Origin of the sequence: Saccharothrix mutabilis subsp. mutabilis (assembly GCF_039521145.1) — a bacterium.
Taxonomy (GTDB): Bacteria; Actinomycetota; Actinomycetes; order Mycobacteriales; family Pseudonocardiaceae; genus Actinosynnema; species Actinosynnema mutabilis.
In genome coordinates this window covers 103,184-128,431 of the sequence record NZ_BAAABU010000011.1, presented here as the reverse complement: position 1 = coordinate 128,431, position 25,248 = coordinate 103,184, and the positions used below count along the sequence as shown (strand labels likewise).

General features: G+C 72.1%; 22 protein-coding genes. 12 read left to right on the top strand and 10 right to left on the bottom strand.

The window, feature by feature from the left end:
* Nucleotides 1–26 precede the first annotated feature (26 nt).
* The 3 genes from ABD126_RS23580 to ABD126_RS23570 form a co-directional block, all read right to left on the bottom strand.
* Nucleotides 27–350, bottom strand: coding sequence for a hypothetical protein (locus tag ABD126_RS23580; protein WP_343936059.1), 324 nt, complete (start codon nt 348–350; stop codon nt 27–29).
* A 12-nt stretch (nt 351–362) separates the two neighbouring features.
* Nucleotides 363–1,619, bottom strand: coding sequence for an amidase domain-containing protein (locus tag ABD126_RS23575; protein WP_343936058.1), 1,257 nt, complete (start codon nt 1,617–1,619; stop codon nt 363–365).
* A gap of 64 nt (nt 1,620–1,683) precedes the next feature.
* A complete protein-coding gene (locus ABD126_RS23570) occupies nt 1,684–3,333 on the bottom strand; it encodes a carbohydrate-binding module family 20 domain-containing protein (protein ID WP_343936057.1) in 1,650 nt (549 codons plus the stop codon).
* A 112-nt stretch (nt 3,334–3,445) separates the two neighbouring features.
* On the opposite strand from ABD126_RS23570, the gene ABD126_RS23565 reads away from it, so the two are divergent.
* The 5 genes from ABD126_RS23565 to ABD126_RS23545 are packed head-to-tail and all read left to right on the top strand — an operon-like array spanning nt 3,446 to nt 8,010.
* Entirely contained in the window at nt 3,446–4,996 is a 1,551-nt protein-coding gene (locus ABD126_RS23565) for a glycoside hydrolase family 13 protein (protein WP_343936056.1), read from the top strand.
* 11 nt (nt 4,997–5,007) lie between these two features.
* Nucleotides 5,008–5,994 (top strand): LacI family DNA-binding transcriptional regulator, encoded by a 987-nt coding sequence (locus ABD126_RS23560; RefSeq protein WP_343936055.1) that lies wholly within the window; start codon nt 5,008–5,010, stop codon nt 5,992–5,994.
* Nucleotides 5,995–6,011: 17 nt separating this feature from the next.
* On the top strand, nt 6,012–6,908 hold the full coding sequence (locus ABD126_RS23555; RefSeq protein WP_343936054.1) for a DNA glycosylase AlkZ-like family protein: 897 nt from the start codon (nt 6,012–6,014) through the stop codon (nt 6,906–6,908).
* A gap of 51 nt (nt 6,909–6,959) precedes the next feature.
* Nucleotides 6,960–7,391, top strand: a complete 432-nt coding sequence (locus tag ABD126_RS23550; protein ID WP_343936053.1) for an acyl-CoA thioesterase — start codon at nt 6,960–6,962, stop codon at nt 7,389–7,391.
* Complete coding sequence (locus tag ABD126_RS23545; protein ID WP_343936052.1) at nt 7,384–8,010, top strand: DUF8185 domain-containing protein; 627 nt, start codon at nt 7,384–7,386, stop codon at nt 8,008–8,010. The genes ABD126_RS23550 and ABD126_RS23545 overlap by 8 nt, the downstream gene beginning before the upstream one ends.
* Before the next feature lie 749 nt (nt 8,011–8,759).
* On the opposite strand, the gene ABD126_RS23540 is transcribed toward ABD126_RS23545, so the two are convergent.
* From ABD126_RS23540 to ABD126_RS23525, 4 genes are all read right to left on the bottom strand, one after another.
* Entirely contained in the window at nt 8,760–10,355 is a 1,596-nt protein-coding gene (locus ABD126_RS23540) for a glycoside hydrolase family 13 protein (protein WP_343936051.1), read from the bottom strand.
* A gap of 70 nt (nt 10,356–10,425) precedes the next feature.
* Nucleotides 10,426–10,809 carry a globin gene (locus ABD126_RS23535; RefSeq protein ID WP_343936050.1) on the bottom strand — a complete coding sequence of 128 codons (384 nt, stop codon included), beginning with the start codon at nt 10,807–10,809 and terminating at the stop codon, nt 10,426–10,428.
* A gap of 30 nt (nt 10,810–10,839) precedes the next feature.
* Entirely contained in the window at nt 10,840–11,670 is an 831-nt protein-coding gene (locus tag ABD126_RS23530) for a mechanosensitive ion channel family protein (protein ID WP_343936104.1), read from the bottom strand.
* A gap of 90 nt (nt 11,671–11,760) precedes the next feature.
* Complete coding sequence (locus ABD126_RS23525; protein ID WP_343936049.1) at nt 11,761–13,854, bottom strand: prolyl oligopeptidase family serine peptidase; 2,094 nt, start codon at nt 13,852–13,854, stop codon at nt 11,761–11,763.
* A 150-nt stretch (nt 13,855–14,004) separates the two neighbouring features.
* Between ABD126_RS23525 and ABD126_RS23520 the strand changes: the two genes are divergently transcribed.
* Complete coding sequence (locus ABD126_RS23520) at nt 14,005–14,661, top strand: HNH endonuclease (RefSeq protein WP_343936048.1); 657 nt, start codon at nt 14,005–14,007, stop codon at nt 14,659–14,661.
* 13 nt (nt 14,662–14,674) lie between these two features.
* Here ABD126_RS23520 and ABD126_RS23515 read toward each other — a convergent pair whose 3' ends face one another.
* On the bottom strand, nt 14,675–15,229 hold the full coding sequence (locus tag ABD126_RS23515) for a DUF2345 domain-containing protein (protein ID WP_343936047.1): 555 nt from the start codon (nt 15,227–15,229) through the stop codon (nt 14,675–14,677).
* A 264-nt stretch (nt 15,230–15,493) separates the two neighbouring features.
* On the opposite strand from ABD126_RS23515, the gene ABD126_RS23510 reads away from it, so the two are divergent.
* From ABD126_RS23510 to ABD126_RS23500, 3 genes are read left to right on the top strand one after another with little or no spacing between them, the layout of a single operon-like run.
* Nucleotides 15,494–16,705: an MFS transporter gene (locus ABD126_RS23510; RefSeq protein ID WP_343936046.1), complete on the top strand. Its 1,212-nt coding sequence runs from the start codon at nt 15,494–15,496 to the stop codon at nt 16,703–16,705.
* 27 nt (nt 16,706–16,732) lie between these two features.
* The gene (gene ctaJ, locus ABD126_RS23505; RefSeq protein WP_343936045.1) at nt 16,733–16,975 is read left to right on the top strand and encodes an aa3-type cytochrome oxidase subunit CtaJ; all 243 of its coding nucleotides are present in this window, start codon (nt 16,733–16,735) and stop codon (nt 16,973–16,975) included.
* Nucleotides 16,962–17,441, top strand: coding sequence for a DUF5130 family protein (locus tag ABD126_RS23500; protein ID WP_343936044.1), 480 nt, complete (start codon nt 16,962–16,964; stop codon nt 17,439–17,441). Before ctaJ ends, ABD126_RS23500 begins: the two co-directional genes overlap by 14 nt.
* Nucleotides 17,442–17,493: 52 nt before the next feature.
* Here ABD126_RS23500 and ABD126_RS23495 read toward each other — a convergent pair whose 3' ends face one another.
* Together ABD126_RS23495 and pepN are read right to left on the bottom strand one after the other, a co-directional pair.
* Nucleotides 17,494–17,703, bottom strand: coding sequence for a hypothetical protein (locus ABD126_RS23495; protein ID WP_343936043.1), 210 nt, complete (start codon nt 17,701–17,703; stop codon nt 17,494–17,496).
* Nucleotides 17,704–17,825: 122 nt separating this feature from the next.
* Nucleotides 17,826–20,387: an aminopeptidase N gene (pepN, locus tag ABD126_RS23490; RefSeq protein ID WP_343936042.1), complete on the bottom strand. Its 2,562-nt coding sequence runs from the start codon at nt 20,385–20,387 to the stop codon at nt 17,826–17,828.
* 219 nt (nt 20,388–20,606) lie between these two features.
* Here pepN and ABD126_RS23485 point away from each other — a divergent pair, with 219 nt between their 5' ends.
* The 3 genes from ABD126_RS23485 to ABD126_RS23475 all read left to right on the top strand — a co-directional run bounded on the left by ABD126_RS23485 (nt 20,607) and on the right by ABD126_RS23475 (nt 25,246).
* Nucleotides 20,607–21,215, top strand: a complete 609-nt coding sequence (locus ABD126_RS23485) for a mycothiol-dependent nitroreductase Rv2466c family protein (RefSeq protein ID WP_343936041.1) — start codon at nt 20,607–20,609, stop codon at nt 21,213–21,215.
* 56 nt (nt 21,216–21,271) lie between these two features.
* Nucleotides 21,272–22,627: an aldehyde dehydrogenase family protein gene (locus ABD126_RS23480; RefSeq protein WP_343936040.1), complete on the top strand. Its 1,356-nt coding sequence runs from the start codon at nt 21,272–21,274 to the stop codon at nt 22,625–22,627.
* 351 nt (nt 22,628–22,978) lie between these two features.
* Nucleotides 22,979–25,246 carry an ATP-binding protein gene (locus ABD126_RS23475; RefSeq protein WP_343936039.1) on the top strand — a complete coding sequence of 756 codons (2,268 nt, stop codon included), beginning with the start codon at nt 22,979–22,981 and terminating at the stop codon, nt 25,244–25,246.
* Nucleotides 25,247–25,248 lie beyond the last annotated feature (2 nt).

Sequence of the window (25,248 nt, the reverse complement as noted above, 5' to 3'; positions counted from 1 at the left end):
CCGGGGTTCCGCGGGACCCCGGCCCGTCAGCGGGCGGCCATGTTCCCCAGGACGTCCTTCAGCCGCGCGGCGGTCTCCTGGTCGGCGGCGTGGTACGCCCGAGCCGACCGCTGGACGCTCGACGCCAGCGCGGCGGTGCCGTTGACGAGTGCGCTCACCCGGTGCTTCCACCGGTCACCGCAGGCCGTGGCCGCCGGCGCGGACGCCCACCCGGCGTTGGCCGTCGCCGCCGCGGCCGTCCGGTCGAACAACCCGGTCGTCACCCGCCGGGCCTCGTCGCTGAGCACCCCCAGTTCCCCGCCGACCGCGTCGACGTCGGCCGGTGCCAGGTGCACGTCCGGTGGCGCCACGAAGTCCCTCCCTCACCACGTCTGCCTCGGCCGGACCACGACGACCCGCTGCTGCCCGGCGGACAGGTCGTAGGCCGCCGTGCCGCCGTTCAAGCTCTCGTCGATCGCCGGGTCGGTGTGCTGCGTGTAGTGCACGTCCCCGTCCGGGGTGACGCCGGTGACCACGGCCGCGTGGTGCGCCTGCCCGACGGGCGTGTGCCCGCCGCCCTCCTGCACCCAGTACACGACGTCACCCGGCCGGGCCTCCGACAGCGGCACCTCCTGACCGCCGTTGTCGAGGAAGAACTGCCGCTGCGTCTCGGCCTGCGCCCAGCTCGGGGTGTTCAGGTAGGCGTACCGGTCGATCCCGTCGATGCCCGTGCCGGCGTCGCTCGCCCAGTTCTCGCCGTTGAGCGTCCCGCCGAACGCGTCGGTCTTCATCGGCAGCCCACCGCCCTGGTGCAGCGTGTGGGAGACGAAGTTGGCGCAGTTGTCCTCGAACCGGTCGGTTTCCAGGTCGTCCCAGTTCTCCCGCGCCCACCGCACGGCCTCGACCGCGTTGTAGCCGTTGTCGCCGCGCAGCCGGTCCTTGACCTCTTCGGGGATGCCGTCGAGGTCGTGCAGCTCCACCGGCACCGCCCGCTCGAACTCGGCCCGGTCCCGCGGGGACAGCGCATCCCACCACGCCCGCACCGCCTCCGCGCCCTGCCCGATCGGCAGCGCCTCCCGGTAGAGGTCGAGCTGGTTGCGGGCGGCGGAGCTCTGGTAGCGGTTGGCCTCGTCCACGCTGGTGTTCTCGGTGGCGCCGGCCAGCGCGGCCAGTTCGGCGCTCGCCTCCTGGTCGATCCGCGCGGCGGACGTCAACGCCTCGCCGATCAGCGTGTTGGCCAGCGCGTGCGCCCGGACCTGGTCGTCGGTGTACGGCCCGGCCTGCGCGTAGTACGCCCGCCCGGTGGCCTCGTCCACCGTCAACCCGTTCACCCGGGCGTAGTCCACCGCCGCCAGCAGCGCGCGCTTCGTCGTCTCGGCCGCCTCGCCCAGCCCTTCCAACGTCATCGCGACGCCCCGGATGGTGAGGCCGGCGACCTGGTAGGAGTTCGCCAGGTCGGCGAGCCGGTCGACGGCGAGGTCGCCGACGGCGTCCTTCCAGCTGTCGTCCAACGCGGAGCTGCCCCGCCGGTAGATGTCGGCCGCCGACTGCTCGCAGTGCCGCGCCAGGCTCACCCAGTCGTCGGCGGCGGCCTTCAAGGCGGTCGGGTCGGCGTCGCGGAGCGCGGCGAAGCTCACCATGCCCCCACGAAAGCACCGTGGCCGGAAGCCGCGCGTGCCGCGGCAGCTTCCGGCCACGCGGCCATCAGGTTCGCCAGGTGTCGTTCAGCGTCGCGGGCGCGGTCGCCGTGCGGTTCGTGCCGCTCTCCCACGTCACCGCGCCGGACGAGTCCTTGCGGATGTACTTGTACTGGAACGTCGTCCCGGCCGGCACCGCCACCGAGCCGCGCCACACCGGGTAGGACGCCGACGACAGCGCCACCGCGTTCGCCGTGTTCCACGCGCCCAGCGACGGGTGGTCGCCGACCACGAAGATGTTCTGCCCCAACGACGTCGTGGCGTTCACCGCGAACGACGTGCCCGACGTCGACGAGGTCGCGCCGACGTGCAGCGCCAACGCCCCACCCGCGCCCACGGTGGCCGTGAAGCGGCCGGCCGAGTCCACGGTCACCGGCGAGCACCCGGACTTCTGCACGTCGCAGTAGGTGCCGGCGGGCAGCGAGGTCTGGAAGGTCCGCGTCAACGCCGAGGTCTCGCGGTTCACCACCACGTACCCGCGCGTCCCGCGCCCGAACGCGATGGCGTCCGCGCCGTTGTCCCACCAGTTCACCACCGACGTCCCGGCGACGGTGTTGCGGAACTCCACCATGTTCGCGATCTGCGTCCACCGGTGCTGGCACTTCCAGCCGACGTAGCACTCCGAACCACCGGGCGGGCCGGCGTCGTGGTCGGTGAACTCGTAGCCCGAGTACACGTTCGGGGCGCCGTAGGGCCACGCCAGCATGAACACGTTCGCCAGCGTGTAGGTCGAGCCGTCCTTGTACGTCAGCGTCGAGCCGTTGCGCTCGGTGTCCCAGTTGTCCACGAACGACCGCGCCTGGCCCGACGGCAGGTAGCCCCACGCCTGCCCGAAGTTGCTCAGGTAGGCCAGGTTCTCGTTCTGGAACACCCGCTTGAGGTCGTAGGCGTAGCGGAACTCGTCCACGTCGCCCGACCCGGTGTACTCGCCGGGCTGCACGGCCTCGCCCGTCCCGTAGATCACCTCGTGCACCCAGAAGATCCCCGGGTTGGTCAGCTTGCCCTTGATCGCGGCCAGGTCGGCGGCGGCCATGTGCTTCGCCGCGTCCACGCGGAAGCCGTCCACGCCCATCGCGATCAGCCGGTTCAGGTACGCGGCGATGGTGTTGCGCACGTACTCGCTGCCCGTGTTCAGGTCGGACAGCCCGACCAGTTCGCAGTTCTGCACGTTGTCGCGGTTGCGGTAGTCGGTGATGTGGGACCGGCAGGAGTGGAAGTCCCAGTCGCTGTAGTAGCCGGGGTAGTTGTACTTCGAGTACGCCGAGCCGCCGGTCCCGACGCCGGACCCGGCGCTCATGTGGTTGATCACCGCGTCCGCGATGACCTTCACGCCGGCGGCGTGGCAGGTGTTGACCATGTTCCGGAACGCGGCCTCGTCACCGAGCCGGCCCGCGATCTTGTAGCTGACCGGCTGGTAGGAGGTCCACCACTGGTGGCCCTGGATGTGCTCGGTGGCGGGCGAGACCTCGACGAACCCGTACCCGGCGGGACCCAGGGTGGACGTGCACTCGGCCGCCACGCGGTGGAACGGCCACTGGAACAGGGTCGCGGTGACGTCCTTCGGACCAGGTGGTGTTGCAAAACTTTGCGGAACCACCAGCAGGCTGAACAGCAGGGCCGCGCACAGCAGGAAGGCGCGTTTGGCTGAGGAAACCACTTTGTCTCCTTCGGCAGGGATGTGCTCTAGGTCATACCACCTGCGGGACTTGCTGAAAACACTTGCAAAGTATTTCATCGGTCCCGCCACTCCCGGAGGAAGGACGGAACCCATGAGCCAGGACTGGTGGCGCGAGGCCGTGATCTACCAGGTCTACGTGCGCAGCTTCGCCGACTCGAACGGCGACGGCGTCGGTGACCTGCCCGGCATCCGCTCCCGCCTCCCGTACCTCGCCGACCTGGGCGTGGACGCGGTGTGGATCACCCCGTTCTACTCCTCGCCGCAGGCCGACGGCGGGTACGACGTCGCCGACTACCGCGCGGTGGACCCGGTGTTCGGCGACATCGAGGACGCCCGCGCCCTCATCGCCGACGCCCACGACCTCGGCATCCGGGTCATCGTGGACCTCGTCCCGAACCACACCAGCAGCGAGCACGAGTGGTTCAAGCAGGCCCTCGCCGCCGCCCCCGGCTCCCCGGAACGCGCCCGCTACCACTTCCGCGACGGCGACGGCGACCAGCCGCCCAACGACTGGGAGTCCATCTTCGGCGGCCCGGCCTGGACCCGCGTCCCCGACGGCCAGTGGTACCTGCACCTGTTCGCGCCCGAGCAGCCCGACCTGAACTGGGAGCGCCCGGAGGTCCGCGAGGAGTTCCTGGACGTCCTGCGCTTCTGGCTGGACCTGGGCGTGGACGGCTTCCGCATCGACGTGGCGCACGGCCTGGTCAAGGCCGACGGCCTGCCCGACGTGGGCCGCACCGAGCAGCTCAAGCTCCTGGGCACCGAGGCGCTGCCGTTCTTCGACCAGGACGGCGTGCACGAGATCTACCGCGACTGGCGCAAGGTCCTCGACTCCTACCCGGGCGTCCGGGTGGGCGTGGCCGAGGCGTGGACCCCCAGCCCCGAGCGCACCGCGCGCTACCTGCGCGCGGACGAGCTGCACCAGGCGTTCAACTTCCACTACCTGACCGCCGAGTGGGACGCCGAGGCGCTGCGGACCGTCATCGACCAGTCCCTGGCCGCGATGGCCCCGGTGCAGGCCCCGACCACGTGGGTGCTGTCCAACCACGACGTGCAGCGCCACGTCACCCGCTACGGCAGCCTGGCCCGCGCCCGCGCCGCCGCGCTGCTCATGCTGGCCCTGCCCGGCTCGGCCTACGTCTACCAGGGCGAGGAACTGGGCCTGCCCGAGGTGCTGGACCTGCCCGAGGAGGTCCTGCAGGACCCGGTGTGGGAGCGCTCGGGCCGCACCGACCGGGGCCGCGACGGCTGCCGCGTCCCGATCCCGTGGACCACCGACGGCCCGTCCTACGGCTTCGGCGACGGCGGCTCGTGGCTGCCGCAGCCCGACAGCTGGGGCTCGCTGAGCGTCGCCGCCCAGCAGGAGGACCGGTCCTCGACCCTCCACCTGTACCGGGACGCCCTGCGCATCCGCCGCGACCACCCCGCGCTCGGCCAGGGCACGGACGTCGAGTGGCTGGACACCCCGGCCGGCGTCCTCGCCTTCCGCCGCCGCGGCTTCACCTGCGTGGTCAACCTGGGCGCGGAGGAGGTCGAGGTGCCCTTCGACGGCGAGGTCCTGCTCGCCTCGGGCGACCACCGCACCACCGACACCACGCTGGTGGTGCCGTCTGACACGACGGTGTGGTGGCACCGGCCGTAGAGTCACCCGGTGTGACAGCGCGGCTCAGTGACATCGCGACCCAGGCAGGCGTGAGCGAGGCGACGGTCAGCCGGGTGGTCAACGGCAAGCCGGGCGTCTCGCCCGCCACCCGCCAGGCGGTCGTCGCCGCGATGGACGTGCTCGGCTACGAGCGCCCACCCCGCCTCCGGCAGCGCAGCGCCGGGTTGATCGGGCTCATCACCCCCGAGCTGAACAACCCGATCTTCCCGGCGTTCGCCCAGGTCATCGAGCAGGTGCTCAGCCGCGACGGGTTCACCCCGGTCCTGTGCACGCAGACCCCGGGCGGCTCCACCGAGGACCAGCTGACCGAGATGCTGGTCGACCGGGGCGTCACCGGCATCGTCTTCGTCTCCGGCCTGCACGCCGACACCACCGCCGACACCGACCGCTACGTCAAGCTGGCCGGCCGCGGGGTGCCGTTCGTGATGGTCAACGGCTACACCGACCGCATCAAGGCCCCGTTCGTCTCGGTGGACCACCGGGCCGCGGTCCGCCTGGCCGTGAGCCACCTCCAGGACCTGGGCCACGAGCGGATCGGCCTCGCGGTCGGCCCGTCGCGGTTCGTCCCGGCCCAGCGCATGGTCGAGGCCTTCACCCAGCTGGACCGCGACCTGGCGTGGGTCGAGCACTCGCTGTTCACCGTCGAGGGTGGCCAGGCGGCGGCGGACAAGCTCTACGACCGGGGCTGCACGGCCGTCGTGTGCGGCAGCGACCTGATGGCCTTCGGCGCGATCCGCGCGGCCCGCCGCCGCGACCTGCACGTGCCCGGCGACATCTCCGTGGTCGGCTTCGACGACTCCCCGCTCATCGTCTTCGCCGACCCGCCGCTGACCACCATCCGCCAGCCGGTGGAGGCGATGGGCCAGGCGGCCGTGCACGCGCTGCTGGAGGAGATCGGCGGCACCCCGGCCCCGCACGCGGAGTTCGTCTTCCAGCCGGAACTGGTGGTCCGGGGTTCCACCGGGGCCAGGCGGTGACCGTTCTGGCGCAACGCATGCGCGCCCAACGCCTGTCCGAGCAGGCGACCACCACCGGGGAACTGCTGGACTCCGTCCTGGCCCTGCAAGCCCAGGACGTCAACGCCCTGCGGTTGGCCGCGCGGGCCAGGGGCGTCCACGACCTGACCGGCGACGTCGTCCGCACCTGGGCCATGCGCGGCACCCTGCACCTGCTCAGGTCGGACGACCTCTGGGTGCTGGGCCCGCTTTCCCCGGTCAACGTCCAACGCGGCAAACGCCGGCGCGAGGAACTCGGCCTCACCGACGACCTCTGCGCCCGAGCCCTCCCGGCGCTGCGCGAGGTCCTCACCGACCCCCTGCCCCGGCGGGACGTCGTCACCCGCCTGACCGAGGTCGGCATCGCCCTCGACCCGAAGTCCCAGGCCCCGGCCCACCTGATGGCCTACGCGGCGGCCAACGGCGTCCTGTACCGGACCTTGGACGACCGGTACGCACTCCTCGCGGACATCCCGGAACCCGGCACGGTGGAACAGTTGTGGCGGCGCTACCGACGCGCCTACGGCCCGGCCACGGTCGCCGACTTCGCGGCGTGGAGCGGCCTGCCCAAGGGCCTGCTCCGCGACCTGCCCGAGATCGAGGACGAACCGGCCACCCCCGCCGGCACCACCCGCATGCTCGGCCACTTCGACACGTACCTGTTGGGCTACAAGGACCGCGGCCTCGCCCTGGACCCGGCGCACGCGCGCCGGGTCCAGACCGGCGGCGGCATCCTGACCCCGCACGTCGTCGTGGACGGCCGCGTGGTGGCGACGTGGCGGCGCACCGGAACCGGTTTCGAGGTCAACCCCTTCGGCCCGCGCCCGGACCTGGACCGGGAGATCGCGGACCTCAGCCGGTTCCTGGGCGTGGACGGCGCTCTAACCTGGGCTTAGCGGTCGGATAGGGTCACGTGGATACGTCCGACAGTGGGAGGCGCGTTCAAGTTGGGTGTGTTCGTCACGGGAGTGCGTCCGAGGTGGTCGGACATGGACGCGTACGGCCACGTCAACCACGCCAACACGGTGACCCTGCTGGAAGAGGCGCGGATAGACCTCCTGTTCACCGAGGCGGTGCGGCACGGCGTGCCGGACATGGCCGAGGGCGTGGTGGTGGCCCGCCTGGTGGTCGACTACCTGGCCCCGCTGGTGTTCACCGGTGACGAGATCGTGGTGGAGATGTCGGTCCGGGAATTGAAGTCCGCGTCCTTCACGTTGGACTACACCGTACGCAACGGGCGGCGGGAGGGGAGCCCGGTGGTCGCGACCGCCGAAACACTGATGGTGCCCTACAACCTCACGGCCGGACGCCCGCGCCGTCTATCAGAAGCCGAACGCGACTTCCTCGCGGGTTGGCGTGCCGGAGGCAACGGTGCCTGAACTGGTCCTGGCCGACCCGTCCGAGCGAGACGACCTGGGCGCCTTCGTGGCCCGAGCGGTCCGCTTGGACGCGACCACCGTCGTCCGCCTGCGCAACCGCCCGTCCGGCGACCTCCTGGACGCCTGGGTGGCGACCCCGTTCGACACCCTGGCCACCCGCACGGTGGCGGGCCGGATCAACCCCGGCGACGTCACGGTGTCCGGCACGGACCTGCTGACGGGCCTGGCGGTCGTGCGCAGCGAAACCATCGACCCGGGCGCGCCGAAGGACCTGCTGTGGCGCTCGGCCCTGCCACCGGCCGAGGGCTGGCAACAGGTGGACCGACTGCCGGGCGACGTCGTCTCGGACCTGGCGGAACAGGGCGTGGCGGTAGCCCGCGAGAACACCGGCCCGCACGGGACGCCACCGGCGTCGTTGCTGGACCAGACGGTGCTGACGGTCAGCGGGTCGGGGTTGGACGTGAAGGTGCCGTTGCGTTGCCTGTTCGCGTTGTCGGGGATGGGTTTCCTGGGCGGCGACGACGTGCGGGTCACGGCAACGGACTCGTGGCTGCGCATCGACGCCCGCTTCGGCGCGGTAGTCCGCCGCCGCCACTCCATGCTCCCCCTCCTGGTCTGACCCCCACACCGCCACACCCCCGCACCGCCACACCCCTGCACCGCCTCTCCGCGCGCAGCGCGCTTCGCCGCGCAGCGGCGTGCTTTTGGTTTGGGCTCCCAGCCACAAGGGGCCTTCGTGTTCCCCACCGTATGACCTGCCCGAAGGGCTACCACACTTTTCGGGGGTCGGGCCAAAAAGTTTTTGCGAGGCACGAGCAAAAAGTTTTTCGACCGACCCCCGAAAAGTGTGGTCGGCTCCGCCAGGTCATGCGGTGGGGAACACGCAGGCCCTTCCCCCCACTGGAGGCCTCCCGGCCGCTTTTCAGCTTTAGAGCGCTTCGCGCAACGCGCGAAGCGCTCCCAAGCGCGAAGCGCGTCCGAGCTTGAGAGCGCGGAGCGCGTTGCGTGAAGACCCGCGAAGCGAGGGCTTGAGAGCGACAGCGTGAGTTCAAAGCGTAAAAGAGCCTCGCCGGCGGGCGAGCCACCGAAGATGGACACAACTGCCAAAGCGGGGGCTTCTTGCTTGTGCCATCTCCGCATGACCCGGCAAAGCCGACCACATTTTCCCGGGGTTGGTCGAAAAACTTTTGCTCGTCCCTCGCAAAACTTTTTGGCCCAACCCCGGGAAAATGTGGTAGCCCTTCGGGCGGGCCATACGGAGATGACACAAGCAAGAAGCCCGGCTTGAGTTGTGTCCCCTCCGGTGGACTGCCCGCTCGGCGGCTTCGCCGCTGAAGAGCGGCGTTGCGCGCCAAGAGTGCAATTGTGTTAGACGAGCCAGACTGCTGTGTCCGGGGGCAGTTGGGGGCCGTCCATCGGGCCGCTGGACAGGAGGACCTCGCCCGGAGGCAGCGGAACCGGGCCGCCCGAGGTGTTGAGGGCGCAGATCAGGCCGCCGCCCTTGCGGCGGAAGGCGAAGCAGCCGGCGGGCGCGCCGTACCACTCGACCTCGTCGCCGGTGATCTTCGGGTGCGACTTGCGCAGTTCCAGCGCGTGCCGGTACAGCGACAGCATCGACTCCGGGTCTTCCAGCTGCGACTCCGCCGTCAGCGCGCCCCACTCGTTCGGTTGCGGCAGCCAGGTGCCGACGCCCGCGGTGAAGCCGAACGGCGGCGTCGCGCCCTCCCAGGGCAGTGGCACGCGGCAGCCGTCCCGGCCGCGTTCGGTGTGGCCCGAGCGCAGCCACGTCGGGTCCTGGAGGGCCCAGTCCGGGAGTTCCACGTTCGGCAGGCCCAGTTCTTCGCCGTTGTAGAGGTAGACGACGCCGGGCAGGGCCAGCTCGACCAGAGCCATCGCCCGCGCCCGCTTCGTGCCCAGCTCGCCGCCGCCGTAGCGGGTGACGTGCCGCACCACGTCGTGGTTGGACAGGGTCCACGTCGGGGGCGTGTCGTAGGGCTGCACGGCCGCCAGGGAGTGTTCGATCGCCGAACGGACCGCGTCCGCGTCGAACGCCGCCTCCACCAGCCGGAAGTTGAAGCCCAGGTGCAGCTCGTCCGGTCGGATGTAGCGGGCGAAGCGCTCGTCGTCCTTGACCCAGATCTCGCCGACCGCCATGCGGCCCGGGTACTCGTCGAGCACCTTGCGGATCAGGCGGTGCACGTCGTGGACGGCGTCGTTGTCGAAGCGGGGGTCCAGCGCGTTGTCGTGCAGCACCCCGGAACCGTGGGCCGCCCGCGGTTCCATGTTCGGCAAGCCGTAGGGCTTGGCCATGCCGTGGGCGACGTCGATCCGGAACCCGTCCACGCCGCGGTCCAGCCAGAAGCGCAGCGTCCGGACCAGGTCCGCGGGCACGTCCGCGTTCTCCCAGTTCAGGTCGGGCTGCTCGGGCGCGAACAGGTGCAGGTACCACTGGCCGTCCGCGACCCGGGTCCACGCCGGGCCGCCGAAGACGCTGGTCCAGTTGTTCGGCGGCTGCGAGCCGTCGTAGCCCTGGCCGTCGCGGAAGAAGTACCGGTCCCGCTCCGCGCTGCCCGGACCGGCCCGCAGCGCCGCCTGGAACCACTCGTGGCGGTCGCTGGTGTGGTTCGGGACGAGGTCGACGGTGACCCGGATGTTGTGCTCGTGCGCCTCGGCGACCAGGCGGTCGAAGGCGGCCAGGTCGCCGAACAGCGGGTCCACGTCGCGGGGGTCGGCCACGTCGTAGCCGTGGTCGGCCATCGGGGACGGGTAGAACGGCGTGAGCCACAGGGCGTCCACGCCGAGCAGTTCCAGGTAACCCAGCCGGGAGCGGATGCCCTCCAGGTCGCCCACGCCGTCGCCGTCGGAGTCGGCGAACGAGCGCACGTAGACCTGGTAGAAGACGGCGTCACGCCACCAGGCGGACTCGTCGGCGATCTCTGGTTGGAGGTCGGAGGATCGTCGCACGAGGTGTCATCCTGCCACCCGCACCGCGATCACCCGTCCCCGTTCGGGTGATCGCGGTGCGGGTCGGCGGTCACACCCAGGCGTTCATGAGGCTGTTCGCGGCCATCTCCAGGTACGCCCACAGCTGGTCGCGGTGCTGCGGCGACAGGTCGGCCTCGTCCACCGCGACCCGCATGCACCGCAGCCACGCGTCCCGCTCGACGGGACCGATCACGAACGGCGCGTGGCGCATCCGCAACCGCGGGTGGCCGCGCTGGTCGGAGTAGGTGTGCGGGCCGCCCCAGTACTGCATCAGGAACAGGCGGAAGCGCTCCTCGGCGGGGCCGAGGTCCTCCTCCGGGTAGAGCGGGCGCAGCACCGGGTCGTCGGCGACCAGCTCGTAGAAGCGCGCGACGATCTTGTGGAACGTCTCGTACCCGCCCACCGCTTCGTAGAAGTTCTCGGTACTGGTCACGCTTCCATCCTGCCTCAAGTCCGGGGGGACTCACGCCTTGAGCGGGATCCCCGCGTCTTCCAGCGCCGGCATCAGCTTGGCCCGCAGCGCCCGCTGCACCGCCCACTGCCGCCCCGGCCGCACCTTCACCGTCACCCGCATGGTGATGCCCTCGGGCGTCACCTTCTCCACGCCCAGCACCTGCGGCTTGTCGATGGTGTCCTTCTCCAGCGACTCCTCCGCCACGGCCTCCAGCGCCGCCGTGGTCAGCACCTCGCTCGCCGAGGCCAGGTTCGCCCCGTAGGCCAGTGGCAGGTCCACCACCGCGACCGCGAAGCCCTGCGAGGAGTTGCCGACCCGCAGGATCTCGCCGTTGCGGACGTACCAGACCGTGCCGTTGGTGTCGCGGATCGTGGTGATGCGCAGCCCCACCGACTCGACGGTGCCGGTCGCCGGCCCCAGGTCCACGACGTCGCCGACCCCGTACTGGTCCTCCAGCATCATGAACATGCCGGACAGGAAGTCCTTGACCAGGTTCTGCGCGCCGAAGCCGATGGCGACGCCGAGGATGCCGGCGGAGGTCAGGATCGGCGCCACGTTCATGCCCAGCTCGGTGAGCACCTGGATGAACGCGATGCCGAACACCACGATCGTGGTGACCGACTTCAGGACCGAGCCGATGGTCTTGGCGCGCTGCTCCCGCCGCTCGGACACCAGCCCGTTCAACGCCTGGGGGGCGCGTTCGCGCAGGGGCTTGAGCAGCTTGGGCTTGCGGCCCTCCGACGAGCCCCTGGTCAGCCGATCGATCAGCCGCCGCAGCACGAAGCGGACGACGACCGCGATGAGCACCGTGAGCGCGATCCGCAGCGCTCCCTCGGCCATCTTCGGGCCGTTCTCCACCCACCAACTGACTGCCAGCGTCGACTCGACGTCCACCGACAGAACCACCGGCTCATTCCTCCTCGGACTACCTCACGCGAACTCCAGCCCGGTCGCACCGGCCAGGAAGGTCAACTGGTCCACGGCGAGGGCGAGCGACCGGCTCACCGATCGCCCCGCGTGCCCCACCTCGGTCTCCCGGCGCAGGAGCACGGGGTGCTTGGTCGGATCACTCGCCGTCGCGTGCTGGAGCGCGGCGCACATCTTCCGGGCGTGGTTGGGGTCCACGCGGCTGTCCGACTCGAACACCGTGAACAGCACCGAAGGGTACTCAACGCCGGCCCGGACCCGGTGGTACGGGGAGTAGGACAGCAGCCACGCCAGCTCCTCCGGGACCGCCGCGCTGCCGTACTCCTCCGCCCACAGCCGCCCGAGCAGGAAGTTCTCGTACCGCACCATGTCCAGCAGTGGCGCTGAGCACACCACGGCCGCGTACAGCTCCGGCCGCTGGGTCAGGGCCGCCCCGACGAGCAGGCCGCCGTTGGAACCGCCCATGATCGCGAGCTGCTGCGGCGAGGTCCACCCGTCGGAGATCAGCTTCAGCGCCGCCGCGTGGAAGTCGTCGAACACGTTCTGCTTGCGCTCGCGCATCCCGGCGCGGTGCCACTCCTCGCCCTCCTCGTCGCCGCCGCGCAGCGAGGGCAGCGCCCACACACCGCCGGCCTCGACCCACGCCAGCGCCGTGGCGCGGTAGCCCGGCCCCTGCCCGACGGCGAAGCCGCCGTAGCCGGTCAGCAGCGCGGGCCGGGGCAGGTCGGGGGTGGCTTGGCCGGACACCACGAACATGCGCACGGTCGTGCCGTCCGGCGACGTGTACTCGACCTGCTGGGTGGTCAGCTCGGGCAGCTCCACCGCGCCCGGCGCGGCGGCGTGCAGGACCGTCCGCCCGGTCGACTTCGAGAACCGGTAGACCGACAGCGGCGTCACGAAGTCCGACCAGCCGAACCACAGGACGTCCCGGTCCGCGTCGGTCCGGTCGTCCACAGTGGACCAGCCGTGCAGGGAGCCGGTGCCCGGCAGGGGCACCTCGCCCAGCCACTCGCCCGTCGCCGGGTCGTGCAGGTGCAGCTCCGACACCGCGTGCCGGGTGCGCAGCAGGACCAGGGTCCCGTCCAGCCAGGTCGCGCCGTCGAGCACGGAGTCGGGCTGCTCGGGGACCAGCTCGGTCCACTCGGTCGGCCGCGCCGGGTCGGCCACGCACAGCCGGAACCGGGGCGCGTCGAGGCTGGTGCGCAGGTAGAGCCGGTCGCCCTCGACCCATGCCGAGCACTGCGCGCCGGCGTCGGCGGAGACGACCTCGCGCAGCTCGCCGTCGCCGTGCAGGTCCGCGATCCACACCGAGTCGCGCCGGACCGTGCCGGGTGCACCGTTGACCACCAGCCACCGGCCGTCGTCGGTCAGCGACAGCCCGTAGTAGTAGGTGTGGTCGAGGCCGTCGCCGTGGACGTTCACGTCGTGCGCCGGGTCCGTGCCCACCCGGTGCCGCCAGACCCGCCGGTGGAACTGCCGCTCGTCCTCGGGCACCAGGTCGGGGTCCAGGCGGCGCACGTAGAAGAACTCCTCGCCGCCGGGCAGCCAGCCCACGGGGGAGTAGCGGCACCGGTCGATCGGCCCCTCGACCAGCTCGCCGGTCGCCACGTCCAGGACGTGCAGCAGCGAGTGCTCGTCGCCGCCCACGGACACCTGGTAGGCCAGCCGCGTGCCCTCCAGGGACGGGGTCCAGCGGTCCAGCGTGGTGCGGCCGGACGGGTCGAGCGCGGTGACGTCGAGCAGCACGCGCTCCTCCCCGCCCTCCAGCACGTAGAGGACGGGGAAGTCCTGCTCCGGCCCGCGCCGGGTGTAGAACGCCCGTCCGGCGCGCCACACCGGCGTGCCCACCGAACCGGTGCGCATGAGTTCGGCCAGGCGTTCACCGAGGGCGTCGCGGCCGGGCTGGGCGTCCAGCCACGCGCGGGCGAGCGCGTCCTGGGCCGTCGACCACTCGGCCGTGCGCGGGTCGGCGGGGTCCTCCAGCCAGCGGTAGGGGTCGGGCACCGGGTGCCCGTGCAGCCGTTCGACCAGGTCGAGGCGCTCCGCGGCGGGGTAGGCGATCGTCGCGGGCTGCGCCGCGGGTGAAGGGTGCGTCACCCCGCCGAGGTTAGCGCGGGATGAAAACCATGTGCGATAGGAGGGTGTTCACCGAACTTTCGGCCTCGGCTCCGCGACGCGTCAGGTATCACACGTGATTTTTGGGGGTGAAGTGTGGTCTGCTATGGCTGAACCGGTGGAGGTGGTCGCGTGCCAGACCGACAACCCACCCCGATCGGCGCCCTGGTGAACGCCGGGATCGCGTCGTTGGCCCCGTCCGGCCAAAAACAGGTGGCGGTGCACGCCGTCGCGGACGGGGAAGGGGCCGGTCCGGCGCCCAAGACCTTCCCCTGGGGAAGACGGAAGGTCCTGCTGCTCAACGCCACCTTCGAGCCCCTGACCGCGCTGCCGCTGCGGCGCGCGGTGGTGCTGGTGGTGTGCGGCAAGGCGGAGGTGGTGCACGGCGACCCGGCGGGCGCCGTCGTCCATTCCTCCACGTCCGCGGTCGTCGTGCCGTCAGTGATCAGGTTGAGCAACTACGTCCGCGTGCCGTACCGGGGGCGGGTGCCCCTGACGCGCGCCGGTCTGATGCACCGGGACCGGTACCGCTGCGCGTACTGCGGCGGACGCGCCGAGACGATCGACCACGTGGTGCCCCGGAGTCGGGGTGGGGCGCACTCGTGGACCAACTGCGTGGCCTGCTGCGCCAAGTGCAACCACCGCAAGGCCGACAAGCTGCTGTCCGAACTGGGGTGGCGGCTGCGGGTCGTGCCGGCCGCGCCGCGCGGGCCGCACTGGCGGCTGCTGGCGGGCGTGACCGAGGCCGATCCGCTGTGGCTGCCCTACCTGGGCGAGCCGGCGGCGTAGGTCGGCGGCGCGGTCAGGCGGCGAGCGCGAGGTCGTCCCGGGTGGCGGTGATGCGGACGCTGTCCCGAGCGGTGATGCGCACGCTGTCGCGCGCCGTGATGCGGACGCTGTCCCGGGCCGTGATCCGAACGCTGTCGCGCGCCGTGATGCGGACGGAGTCGCGGGCCGTGATGCGGACCGAGTCCCGCGCCGTGATGCGGACGGAGTCGCGAGCGGTGATGCGCACCGAGTCCCGCGCCGTGATGCGCACCGAGTCGCGGGCCGTGATGCGCACCGAGTCGCGGGCCGTGATGCGCACCGAGTCGCGGGCCGTGATGCGCACGCTGTCCCGCGCCGTGATCCGGACCGACGCCGTGATGCGCACGCTGTCCCGCGCGGTGATGCGCACGGAGTCCCGGGCCGTGATGCGCACGCTGTCCCGGGAGGTAATCCGAACGGAGTCCCGTCCCGTGATGCGCACCGACTTGGCCGCCCCGGCAGGCAGCTGAACAGGCGTAACCGACTCGTCCGTTCGGGCGTACGACGAAAGGGTGAAGGAGGCAACCTCAGCGCGGTTCGTGGTGTACATGTCGTGTCCTCCGAGACTCATCGGGCGGGAATTAGTATCCGGAAACGGATGCGCAAGACCCGTACAGGTGAAAAGCTAGAAGCCGAGTGGGCGGAGGACAAGACGCCAAACCGGCCGCCATTCGCCTCCTTCCGGGGGAAGGCCGGACGGGTGTACTCACTGCGACAGTAGAACCGTTCGGTTACTACGTTCCGCCACTCTGGACACCGTGCGTAACCTGACCTCTGCTTGAGAGTCGTCCAGATCACAGACGGGTCCCCAGACGTGGAGCGGTCGATCGGTGCACAGGGCGTCCACACGCCGGCGTTCCGCCTGCTGACGGGCGCGTGGATCACGTCCCTGGTCGGTGACGGTGTCCGCACGGTCGCCCTCCCGCTCTACACCGCCGTGAGCACGCGCAGCCCCCTCGCGGCGTCCGCGGTGGCCGTCGCGGTGGTGCTCCCGTGGCTGCTGGTGGCGTTGCCGGCGGGCGTCCTGGTGGACCGGTGGCGGCCCCGGCTCGTGGTCGCCGTCGCGCACACCTTCCGGGCGCTGGTAACGGGGCTGCTGGCGTGGGCCGTGTTCACAGATAGCGCCGGCGTCGCGCTGCTGTGCGCGCTGGGGTTCCTCCTCACCAGTGCGGAGACGTTCGCGGACAGCGCGTCCCAGGTGCTGCTCGTGGAACTGGCCGGGCCGGCCGACCTGGAGGCCGCCAACAGCCGGTTCGTGACCGCCGAGACGGTCGGGATGGACCTGGTCGGCCCGCTGGCGGCCAGCCTGCTGTTCTGGTGGCACCCGGCCGCGTGCTTCGCCCTGGACGCGCTGACGTTCGTGGTGGCGGCGGTGTTCGTGGCGCGGGTGCCCGAGGTGGCGCGGCCCGAGGCGGCGCGGCCCGAGCGGACCGGGACGGTGCGCGGGCAGTTCACCGAGGGGATCGCGTACCTGTTCCGCCAACCGGGCCTGCGGGTGCTGGTGCTCGCGGTGGGCGTCTCCGCGGTGTGCGCGGCGGCGGTGAACGCGATGCTGTCGCTGTACTCGATCACCGTGCTGGGGCTGCCCGAGGAGTGGGTGCCGTGGCTGGTGGTCGTGATGTCGCTGGGCGCGCTGTCGGGGGCGCGGCTGAGCCCCGTGCTGGCGGCCCGGCTCGGCGGCGCGCCGGTCATGGTGGGGGCGCTGGCGCTGCTCGGGGTGGCGTTCGCGGTGTTCGGCGGGGTGCCGTGGGTGCCGGTGGCGGTCGTGGCGGCGTTCTGCTTCGGGCTGGCGTCGGCGGGGTGGAACGTGCTGTCGGCGACCCGGCGGCAGCGGTTGACGCCCGTGCCGATGATGGGTCGGGTGACCAGTGCCTACCGGGTGCTGGCGTGGGGGCTGTCGCCGATCGGGGCCGGTCTGGCCGGTCCGCTGGCCGCCGCGACGACGCTGGGGACGGTGTACCTGGTGGCGGGCGGGGTGGTCGTGCTGACGGCCGCGGTGCTCGCACGCCCCCTCGCCCGGACGTGAGCGGGTGGATCGGTTACCGTAACCGCCGTGACCATCGTGGAGACCGTGCTCGTCTTCGCGCTGATCCCGCTGGCCATCTACGGCGTGATCACGCTACTGACGCTGAGGCCGAAGGCCACCCGCATCACGCGGTACCGCCCGGGCCAGGAGTGGAACTACGCGCCCGTGTGGTGGAGCGCGAACCCCGGGGGGCTCAACGCAGACCACCACGTCGAGTCGGCCCCGGCGTCGGGCCCGACCGCCAGGGGAGGTGCTCGTGGCAACTGGTAGTCACGTGGCGAAGGTCGACCCCGGCAGCCTGCCGCTGGGCGCGGTCGTGACCAACAGCGGCCGGGTCTCGGCGGCGAAGATGTACGAGCCGCAGGCCCCGAGCCTGCCGTTCACGCCGGTGCAGCTGGCGAGCCTGGACGAGGCCCTGACCCTGGCCAGCCGGACCACCGGCCTGGACTTCAGCGTCTACCTGGGCGAACTGGGCTCCGACACCCGCGCCCGCGCGGAGGAGCTGCACGCCGCCACCCCGCGCCCGTCGCACGCGGTCCTGGTGGCCGTGTCCCCGGGCGAGCGGGCGGTCGAGATCGTGACCGGCGAGGAGTCCCACCGCCGCCTGGCCGACCGCGGCGCGAAGCTCGCGGTGATGAGCATGGTGGCGTCCTTCAAGGAGGGCGACATCGCCGGCGGCCTGCTCAGCGGCCTCCGCATGCTCACCGACCAAGCCGGCAGCGCTCCGCGCTCCTGACCCCAGCCCACCACGAAGGCCGCGTCCCCGAGGGGCGCGGCCTTCGTCGCGTCTAGAGATCGAGCAGTCCCTGCGCGCGCAGGAACTGCGACAGCTCGAACGGCGAATCCGTGACGACGTCGGCACCCGCCGCCTTGACGGCCCGGTACCGACCCTTGTCGAACCGCGCCACGCCCTCGCCGGTGGACAGCGCCAAGTCCACCCGGACGCCGTTGCCGCGCAACTGCTCGACCGGGAGTTCTCCGGCTGGTCGTCCACCCACAGCGCCGCGAGCGGGGCGGACCGCTCCACCGGGCTGTCGACGACCAGCGGTGGCCGGTCCGGCTCGTCCCCGGAAAGCGACGGGCCGCGCCCCCCGGGGGAGCGCGGCCCGTCGAGCAACGGTCAGGACCGGTCGAACTCCTGGGCCGCCAGGGCGCGCACGATGCCCGCACGGCCCTCCGACACCAAGCGTCGCAACGCCGGGGGCCGTTCCTCCGCCAGCCACGCGTCCGCCGCCGCCACCGTGTCCTGCGCGATGGACCACGACGGGAACAGCCCGATCACCATCGACTGCGCCCGCTCGGACGACCGCCGCTCCCACACGTCGGCCACGTCGGCGAAGTACCGCGCCACGAACGGCTGCAGCAACTCCTTCTGACCCGGGTGCTGGATGCCCGCCACGATCGCCTCGCTGACCGCGTTGGGCAGCTCGTCGTCGTTCACCGCCCGGTCCCAGGCCTCTTGCTTCGCCTCGACCGTCGGGCGCAGGGCGCGGGCCGACTCGGCGCGGCGGCGGCCGGTGGCGGTCGGGTCGCGTTCCTCCTCGGCGGCGATCTCCGGCAGGTCCGCGGCGCCGTGGGCCACCAGCGCCTGGAGCAGGCGCCAGCGCAGGTCGGTGTCCACGTCCAAGCCCGGCAGCACGTCCGTGCCGTCGTACCAGCCGCGCACGACCTCAAGGTCGGCGGCTTCCAGCACCGAACCCGCCAGCGCGTTGACGAACGCCAACTGGTGGTCCGACCCCGGCTCGGCCGCTCGCGCCAGCTCCAGCATCTTCGCCGTGAACCGCCGCCAGCCCTCGCCCCGCCACGACACGTCCGCGTAGGACGACAGCGCGGTCTGCGCCTGGAGCAGCAGCCGCTGCACGACGCCGACCTCGGTCTCCGCGTGCAGGCCGCCCAGCACCAGGTTCACGAAGTCGCGCGCCTTGAGCTCCGCCTCGCGGGTCATCTCCCACGCCGCCGACCAGCACAGCGTCCGCGGCAGCGGCTCGGCGATGTCGGAGATGTGGTCGATCAGCGACGCCAGCGAGTCGCTGTCCAGCCGCATCGTGCAGTAGGTCAGGTCGTCGTCGTTGACCAGCACGAGCTTGCCGCGCGGCACGCCGACCAGCTCGGGCACCTCGGTGCGCTCGCCGTCCACGTCCAGCTCGACCCGGTGGGTGCGGACCAGCTTGCCGGACTCGTCGGAGTCGTAGACGCCGATCGCCAACCGGTGCGTGCGCAGCTCGCCCGCGCCCGGCCGGGCACCGCCCTGCAACACCGCGAACTCGGTGAACTTCCCGTCCGCGTCCACGGCGAACCTGGGGCGCAGCAGGTTCAGGCCGGTGGTCTCCAGCCACTGCGCGCTCCACCACGACAGGTCGCGCCCGGACGCCTCCTCCAGCGCGGACAGCAGGTCGGCCAGGGTCGCGTTGCCCCACGCGTGCTTGGCGAAGTACACCCGCAGGCCCGCGAGGAAGTTCTCCAGCCCCACGTACGCGACGAGCTGCTTGAGCACCGAAGCGCCCTTGGCGTAGGTGATGCCGTCGAAGTTGACCTCGACCGCCTGGAGGTCCGGGATGTCCGAGGCCACCGGGTGCGTCGAGGGCAGCTGGTCCTGCCGGTACGCCCAGGACTTCTCGATCTTGGCGAACGTCGTCCACGCCTGCCGGTACTCGGTCGCCTCGGCCTGCGCCAGCACCGACGCCCAGGTGGCGAACGACTCGTTCAGCCACAGGTCGTCCCACCAGCGCATGGTGACCAGGTCGCCGAACCACATGTGCGCCATCTCGTGCAGCACGGTCTCGGCGCGCCGCTCGTACAGGTAGCGGGTGACCCGGCTGCGGAAGACGTAGTCCTCCAGGAACGTGACGCAGCCCGCGTTCTCCATCGCGCCCGCGTTGAACTCCGGCACGAAGCACTGGTCGTACTTGCCGAACGGGTACTTGACCCCGAACGCCTGGTGGTAGAACCCGAAACCCTGCTTGGTCTCGGTGAACAGCCGCTCGGCGTCCATGTGCTCGGCCAGCGAGGCGCGGCAGTAGATGCCCAGCGGGATGGTGGTCTCGCCGTCGGTGTACTCGTCGCGCCACTCGGCGTACGGGCCCGCGACCAGCGCCACCAGGTAGGTGGACATCGGCTTGGTGGTCTCAAAGGCGTGCCGGTCCGCGCCGCCCGCGCCGTCCACAGTGGACTCGATCGGCGCGTTGGACATGACCTTCCAGTCCGTCGGCGCGGTCACGGTCAGGGTGTAGACGCTCTTGAGGTCCGGCTGGTCGAAGCAGGCGAACATGCGCTTGGCGTCGGCCGTCTCGAACTGCGAGTACAGGTAGACGCCGCCGTCGACCGGGTCGACGAACCGGTGCAGGCCCTCGCCGGTGTTCATGTACCGGCAGTCGGCCTCGATGGTCAGCTCGTTGACGTCGCGCAGGTCGGGCAGCGCGAGGCCGTCCTCCTCGCGGTAGTCCGACACGTCGAGCTCGACCCCGTTGAGGACGGCGCGGTGCACGGTGGCGGCCACGATGTCGACCCACGTCGACGCGCCCGGGGTCCGGCTGCGGAAGGCGATCGTCGTGGTGGAGCGGAACACCTCCGAGCCGGGCTTGCCGCCGCCGTCGGTCAGGTCCAGCTCGATCCGGTAGGAGTCGACTTCCAGCAGCGCAGCCCTCTGCTGCGCCTGGTCGCGGGTCAGGTTCGGTGCCGCCACTGGTCACCTCGTCTGCCGACGCCCTCGTTGGCCGGGCGCCGACGTCGTCGGAACGGGGAGAAGTGTCGTGTCGGTGAACACGACAGTCGCATCCAATCACGTGGGACCGGGAGAAGTGGACTGGCGTCCGAGGGAAGACTCCGCCGGGCCGGCGGGTTGGACCCTGAGGACGCCGCCGCGGCGGACCGCCGCACGAGCAACACAGAGGAGACACCCACCATGTCGGCACCCACCAAGGTCGACTTCTACTTCGACCCGGTCTGCCCGTTCGCGTGGATCACGTCCCGGTGGATCCTGGAGGTCGAGAAGCACCGTGACCTGGACCTGAACTTCCGGGTGATGAGCCTTTCGGTGCTGAACTCCGGCCGCGACGTGGACGCCCGCTACCGCGAGATGCTGGACAAGGCCTGGGGCCCGGTGCGGGTGGCCATCGCCGCGGCCAAGCACCACGGCGACGACGTCCTGCGCGACCTCTACACCGCCCTCGGCACCCGCATCCACAACGAGGGCAACAAGGACTACGACCTGGTCGTCAAGCAGGCGTTGGCCGAGGTCGGCCTGCCCGCCGAGCTGGCCGGGGCCGCCCACTCGACCGACTACGACGAGGAGCTCAAGGCCAGCCACCACCGCGGCATGGGCCCGGTGGGCGAGGACGTCGGCACCCCGACCATCCACATCGACGGCGTGGCGTTCTTCGGCCCGGTGCTCACCGCCATCCCGCGCGGCGAGGACGCGCTGAAGGTGTTCGACGGCGCGGTGGCGCTGGCGAGCTTCCCGAAGTTCTTCGAGCTGAAGCGCACCCGGACCGGGGACCTGGACTTCTCCTGACCCGATCGATGTGACACTCTGGGGCGGAAATCGCCTCAGAGTGTCACAGGAGCGTCATGATCGAGGTCGTGAACCCGGCCACCGAAGAGGTCGTCGGCACCGTCCCCGCGGGCACCCCGCGGGACGTGGACAACGCCGTGACCAGGGCTTCCGCCGCTTTCCAGGAGTGGTCGGCGACCCCGGTGGAGGAACGCGCCAAGCTGGTCCGGCGGATCGCCGACGAGCTGGAGGCGCGGGCCGAAGAGCTGGCCACGACCATGACCACCGAGATGGGCACGCCCATCACGTTCGCCCGGAAGGTGCAGGTCCCGAACCCGGTCGGCATCGCGCGGGGCGTGGCCGACGCGCTGGACGACGGCTACTTCGCGGGCGAGGAGATCGGCAACTCGCTGGTCGTGCGCGAGCCGGTGGGCGTGGTCGGCGCGATCACGCCGTGGAACTTCCCGCTCCAGCAGATGGTCGCCAAGGTGGTCCCGGCGCTGGCCGCGGGCAGCGTGGTCGTGCTCAAGCCGAGCGAGCTGGCGCCGTTCACCGCGGACCTCCTGGCCGAGGTGCTGCGCGCGGCGGGCGTGCCGGACGGGGCGTTCTCGCTGGTCCACGGCACCGGCCCGGTGGTCGGCGAGGCGCTGGCCGCGCACCCGCTGGTGGACATGGTGTCGTTCACCGGTTCGACGCGGGCCGGTCGCCGGGTCGCGGCCCTGGCCGCCGATACGGTCAAGCGGGTCGCGCTGGAGCTGGGCGGCAAGTCGGCCAACGTCGTGCTGGACGACGCCGACCTGGCCCGCGCGGTGAAGATCGGCGTGGCCAACGCGTTCATGAACAACGGCCAGGCGTGCAGCGCGTGGACCCGGCTGCTGGTGCCCGCCGACCGGCACGACGAGGCCCTGGCGATCGCCGCCGCCGCAGTCGCCAAGTACGAGCCGGGCGACCCGGCGCAGGCCACCACCCGCCTGGGCCCGGCGGTGTCCGCCGCGCAGCGCGACCGCGTGGTCGGCTACATCCGACGGGGTGTCGAGGAGGGGGCCACGCTCGCGCAGGGCGGGCCGGACGCGCCCACCGCGCGCGGCTTCCACGTGACGCCGACGGTGTTCGGCGGGGTCACGCCGGACATGGCGATCGCCCAGGAGGAGATCTTCGGGCCGGTCCTGTCGGTGATGCCGTACGCGGACGAGGACGACGCCGTGCGGATCGCCAACAGCACCGTCTACGGGCTGGGCGGCGCGGTGTTCTCCGCCGACACCGAGCGGGCGCTGCGCGTTGCCAAGCGCTTGCGCACGGGTCAGGTGGACATCAACGGCGCGGCGTTCAACACCAGCGCTCCGTTCGGCGGGTACCGCCAGTCGGGCAACGGCCGCGAGTTCGGGCGCTTCGGGCTGGACGAGTTCACCGAGGTCAAGTCCATCCAGCGGTAGCCGGCGGCGGGCCGCCGCGCTCGACGGGAGCCCGCGGTGGAGCGCCGCGCCCGGCGGGAGCCGGCGGTGGGACGCCGCGGTCGTCCCGGGCGGGCGGTGACGTGTCGATCGGGGTCCCGGCGGGTTGGGACGACCCGCGAGACCCCGATGACAGCCCCCCTCGGTCGTGTACCGGAACAGCGCTGGGGAGAGCAGTCCCCGGACGGCACGACCGTGCGTTGTCCTCGGGAGAGGAACGCAGCCCACTCTTCCGCGCCCGCCCCGCGGCGGGTACCCGGGAACTCCGCAGTCCCGCGAACCGGGGGTCCCCTAAGCTTCGGCGTCGGCCTCCTGGGAGGCGGTGGGGGGACGATGACGACAGGACGGACGCGGACCGGACTGCCCGCACCCGTGACCGAGCTGGTCGGCCGGGACGCGCTGGTCGCCGACACCGCCGGGCACGTGCTCGGGCCGGACCGCGTGGTGACGCTCGCCGGGCCGGGCGGGGTCGGCAAGACGGTGCTCGCGCTGGAGGTCGCCCGCCGGTGCCGCGCCCGGCACGCCTTCCCCGTCGCGGTGGCCCGGCTCGGCGACGTGACCCGGGCGGAGGAGCTGCACCGCGAGGTCGTGCACGCGGTCGGCATCACCGACCAGTCCAGCGCCGACCCCGTGGACGTGCTCCTGGACCACCTCCGCGACCGCGAGCTGCTGCTGGTGCTGGACAACTGCGAGCACCTGGCCGAGGCGGCGGGCGACCTGTGCGCGCTGCTGCTGGAGGAGGCGCCGGGCGTGCGCGTGCTGGCCACCAGCCGCCACCACCTGGGCATCGCGGGGGAGCGGACGGTCGTCGTGCCGCCGCTGTCGCTGGTCGGCGGTCCCGGCTCCGACGCCATGCGCCTGCTGCTGCGCCGCGCCGAGGCCGCGGGCCGCGCCACGCGGTCCGCGCCCGCCGACGAAGCCGCGCTGGCCGAACTGGTCGAGTGGTCCAGCGGCCTGCCGCTCGTGCTGGAGCTGATCGCCGTGCGGCTGGGCGGCGGCATGGCCCCCCGCGACGTCCTGGACCGCCTCGACGGCGGTCGCCTGCTGGCCACCCGCACCCGCCGGGTCCGCAGCCACCACCGCACCCTGGAACAGACCCTCGACTGGTCCTACGCCCTGTGCTCGCCCGAGCAGCAACGGCTGTTGGCGCGCGTCTCGGTGTTCGCGGGCGGGTTCTCCCTGGCCGCCGCCGAGGAGGTCTGCGCGGGCGACGGCATCGGCGCGCACGAGGTGCTCGACCTGCTCGCCGACCTGGTGGCGAAGTCCCTGGTCAACGCCGGTCCGGACGGTCGCTACCACCAGTTGCAGCCCATCCGCGAGCACGGTCGCCGCCGCCTGGCCGCGCTGGGCGAGCAGGACCGCGTCCGCGACGCCCACAGCGCCTGCTTCCGCGCCCTGGCCGCCCGCTACGCCGCCAGCTGGTACTCGCCGGACGAGGTCGCCCTGCTCGGCGCGGCCCACGACGAGATGCCCAACTTCCGGGCCGCCCTCAACCACTGCGCCACCACCCCGGAACGCGCCGAGCTCGGCCTGGGCCTGCTGACCGACCTGGGCCGCCTGCGCGTGCAGTTCTTCCACGCCCTGCTGGGCGAGTTCCGCACCTGGCTGACGACCCTGCTCGACCTCGCCCCGGTCCGCCCGTCACCCGAACGTGTGGGCGCGACGGCGACCCTGGGCTGGATCGCCCTGTGCCAGGGCTCGCAGGACGCCGCCCGCGCCGCCCTGGCGCACTGCCGGGAGCTGGTAGGGCCGGCGGAAGTGGCGCCCGTGGTCTTCCTGGAAGGCGCGTGGGCGACGCTCGTGGAGGACGACCCGCGCGGCATCACCCTGCTGGGCCGCGCGGTGGAGCTGGCCGACTCGCCGGGCGACCGGGGCCAGTTCAAGCTGATCAAGGCCCTGGCCGCGGGCTTCCACGGCGACGAGCGGACCGGCGCGGACGCCACCGCCGACTGCCTGGCCGACGCGCGGGCGGCCGGCGCGACCTGGGCCGCGAGCTGGGCCCGCTGGGCGTGCGGCCTGGTCCCGCTGCGGCACGGCGACCCGGCGCGGGCGGTCGAGTGGTTCCGGGAGAGCCTGGAGACCCAGGTCGCCCTGCGCGAGCAGTGGGGCAGCACCTGGTCCTACGAGGCCATCGCCTGGGCGCAGGCCGCCGTGGCGGAACGCGACCCGTCCGCGTCGGGTGTGTTGGAGTCCACGGCGGAACTGCTGGGCGCGGCCGTGGCGCTCCAGGAGGCGACCGGCGTGGCGATCGGCGGCCTGGTCCCGTTCAAGCGCCGGCGCGAGGCGGCCCGCCGGACCGTCGTCGCGAGCGTCGGCGAGACCCGGTTCGAGGAGGCGTTCGGGCGTGGCGCGGCGATGGACCGCGAGGCCGTCCACGTCCTCGCGCTGCGCCCGAGGGTCCGCCGGGTCGCCCTGGCGGACCTCACGACCCGGCAGCGGGAGATCGCCCTGCTCGTGGCGGCGGGCCACCCGAACCACGTGATCGCGTCCCGGCTGCACCTGTCCGTCTCGACGGTGGAGAACCACCTGACCGCCCTGTTCGCGAAGGTCGGCGTGGCCAACCGGGTCGAGCTGGCCGCGTGGGTGGCCGCCCGCACCTGACC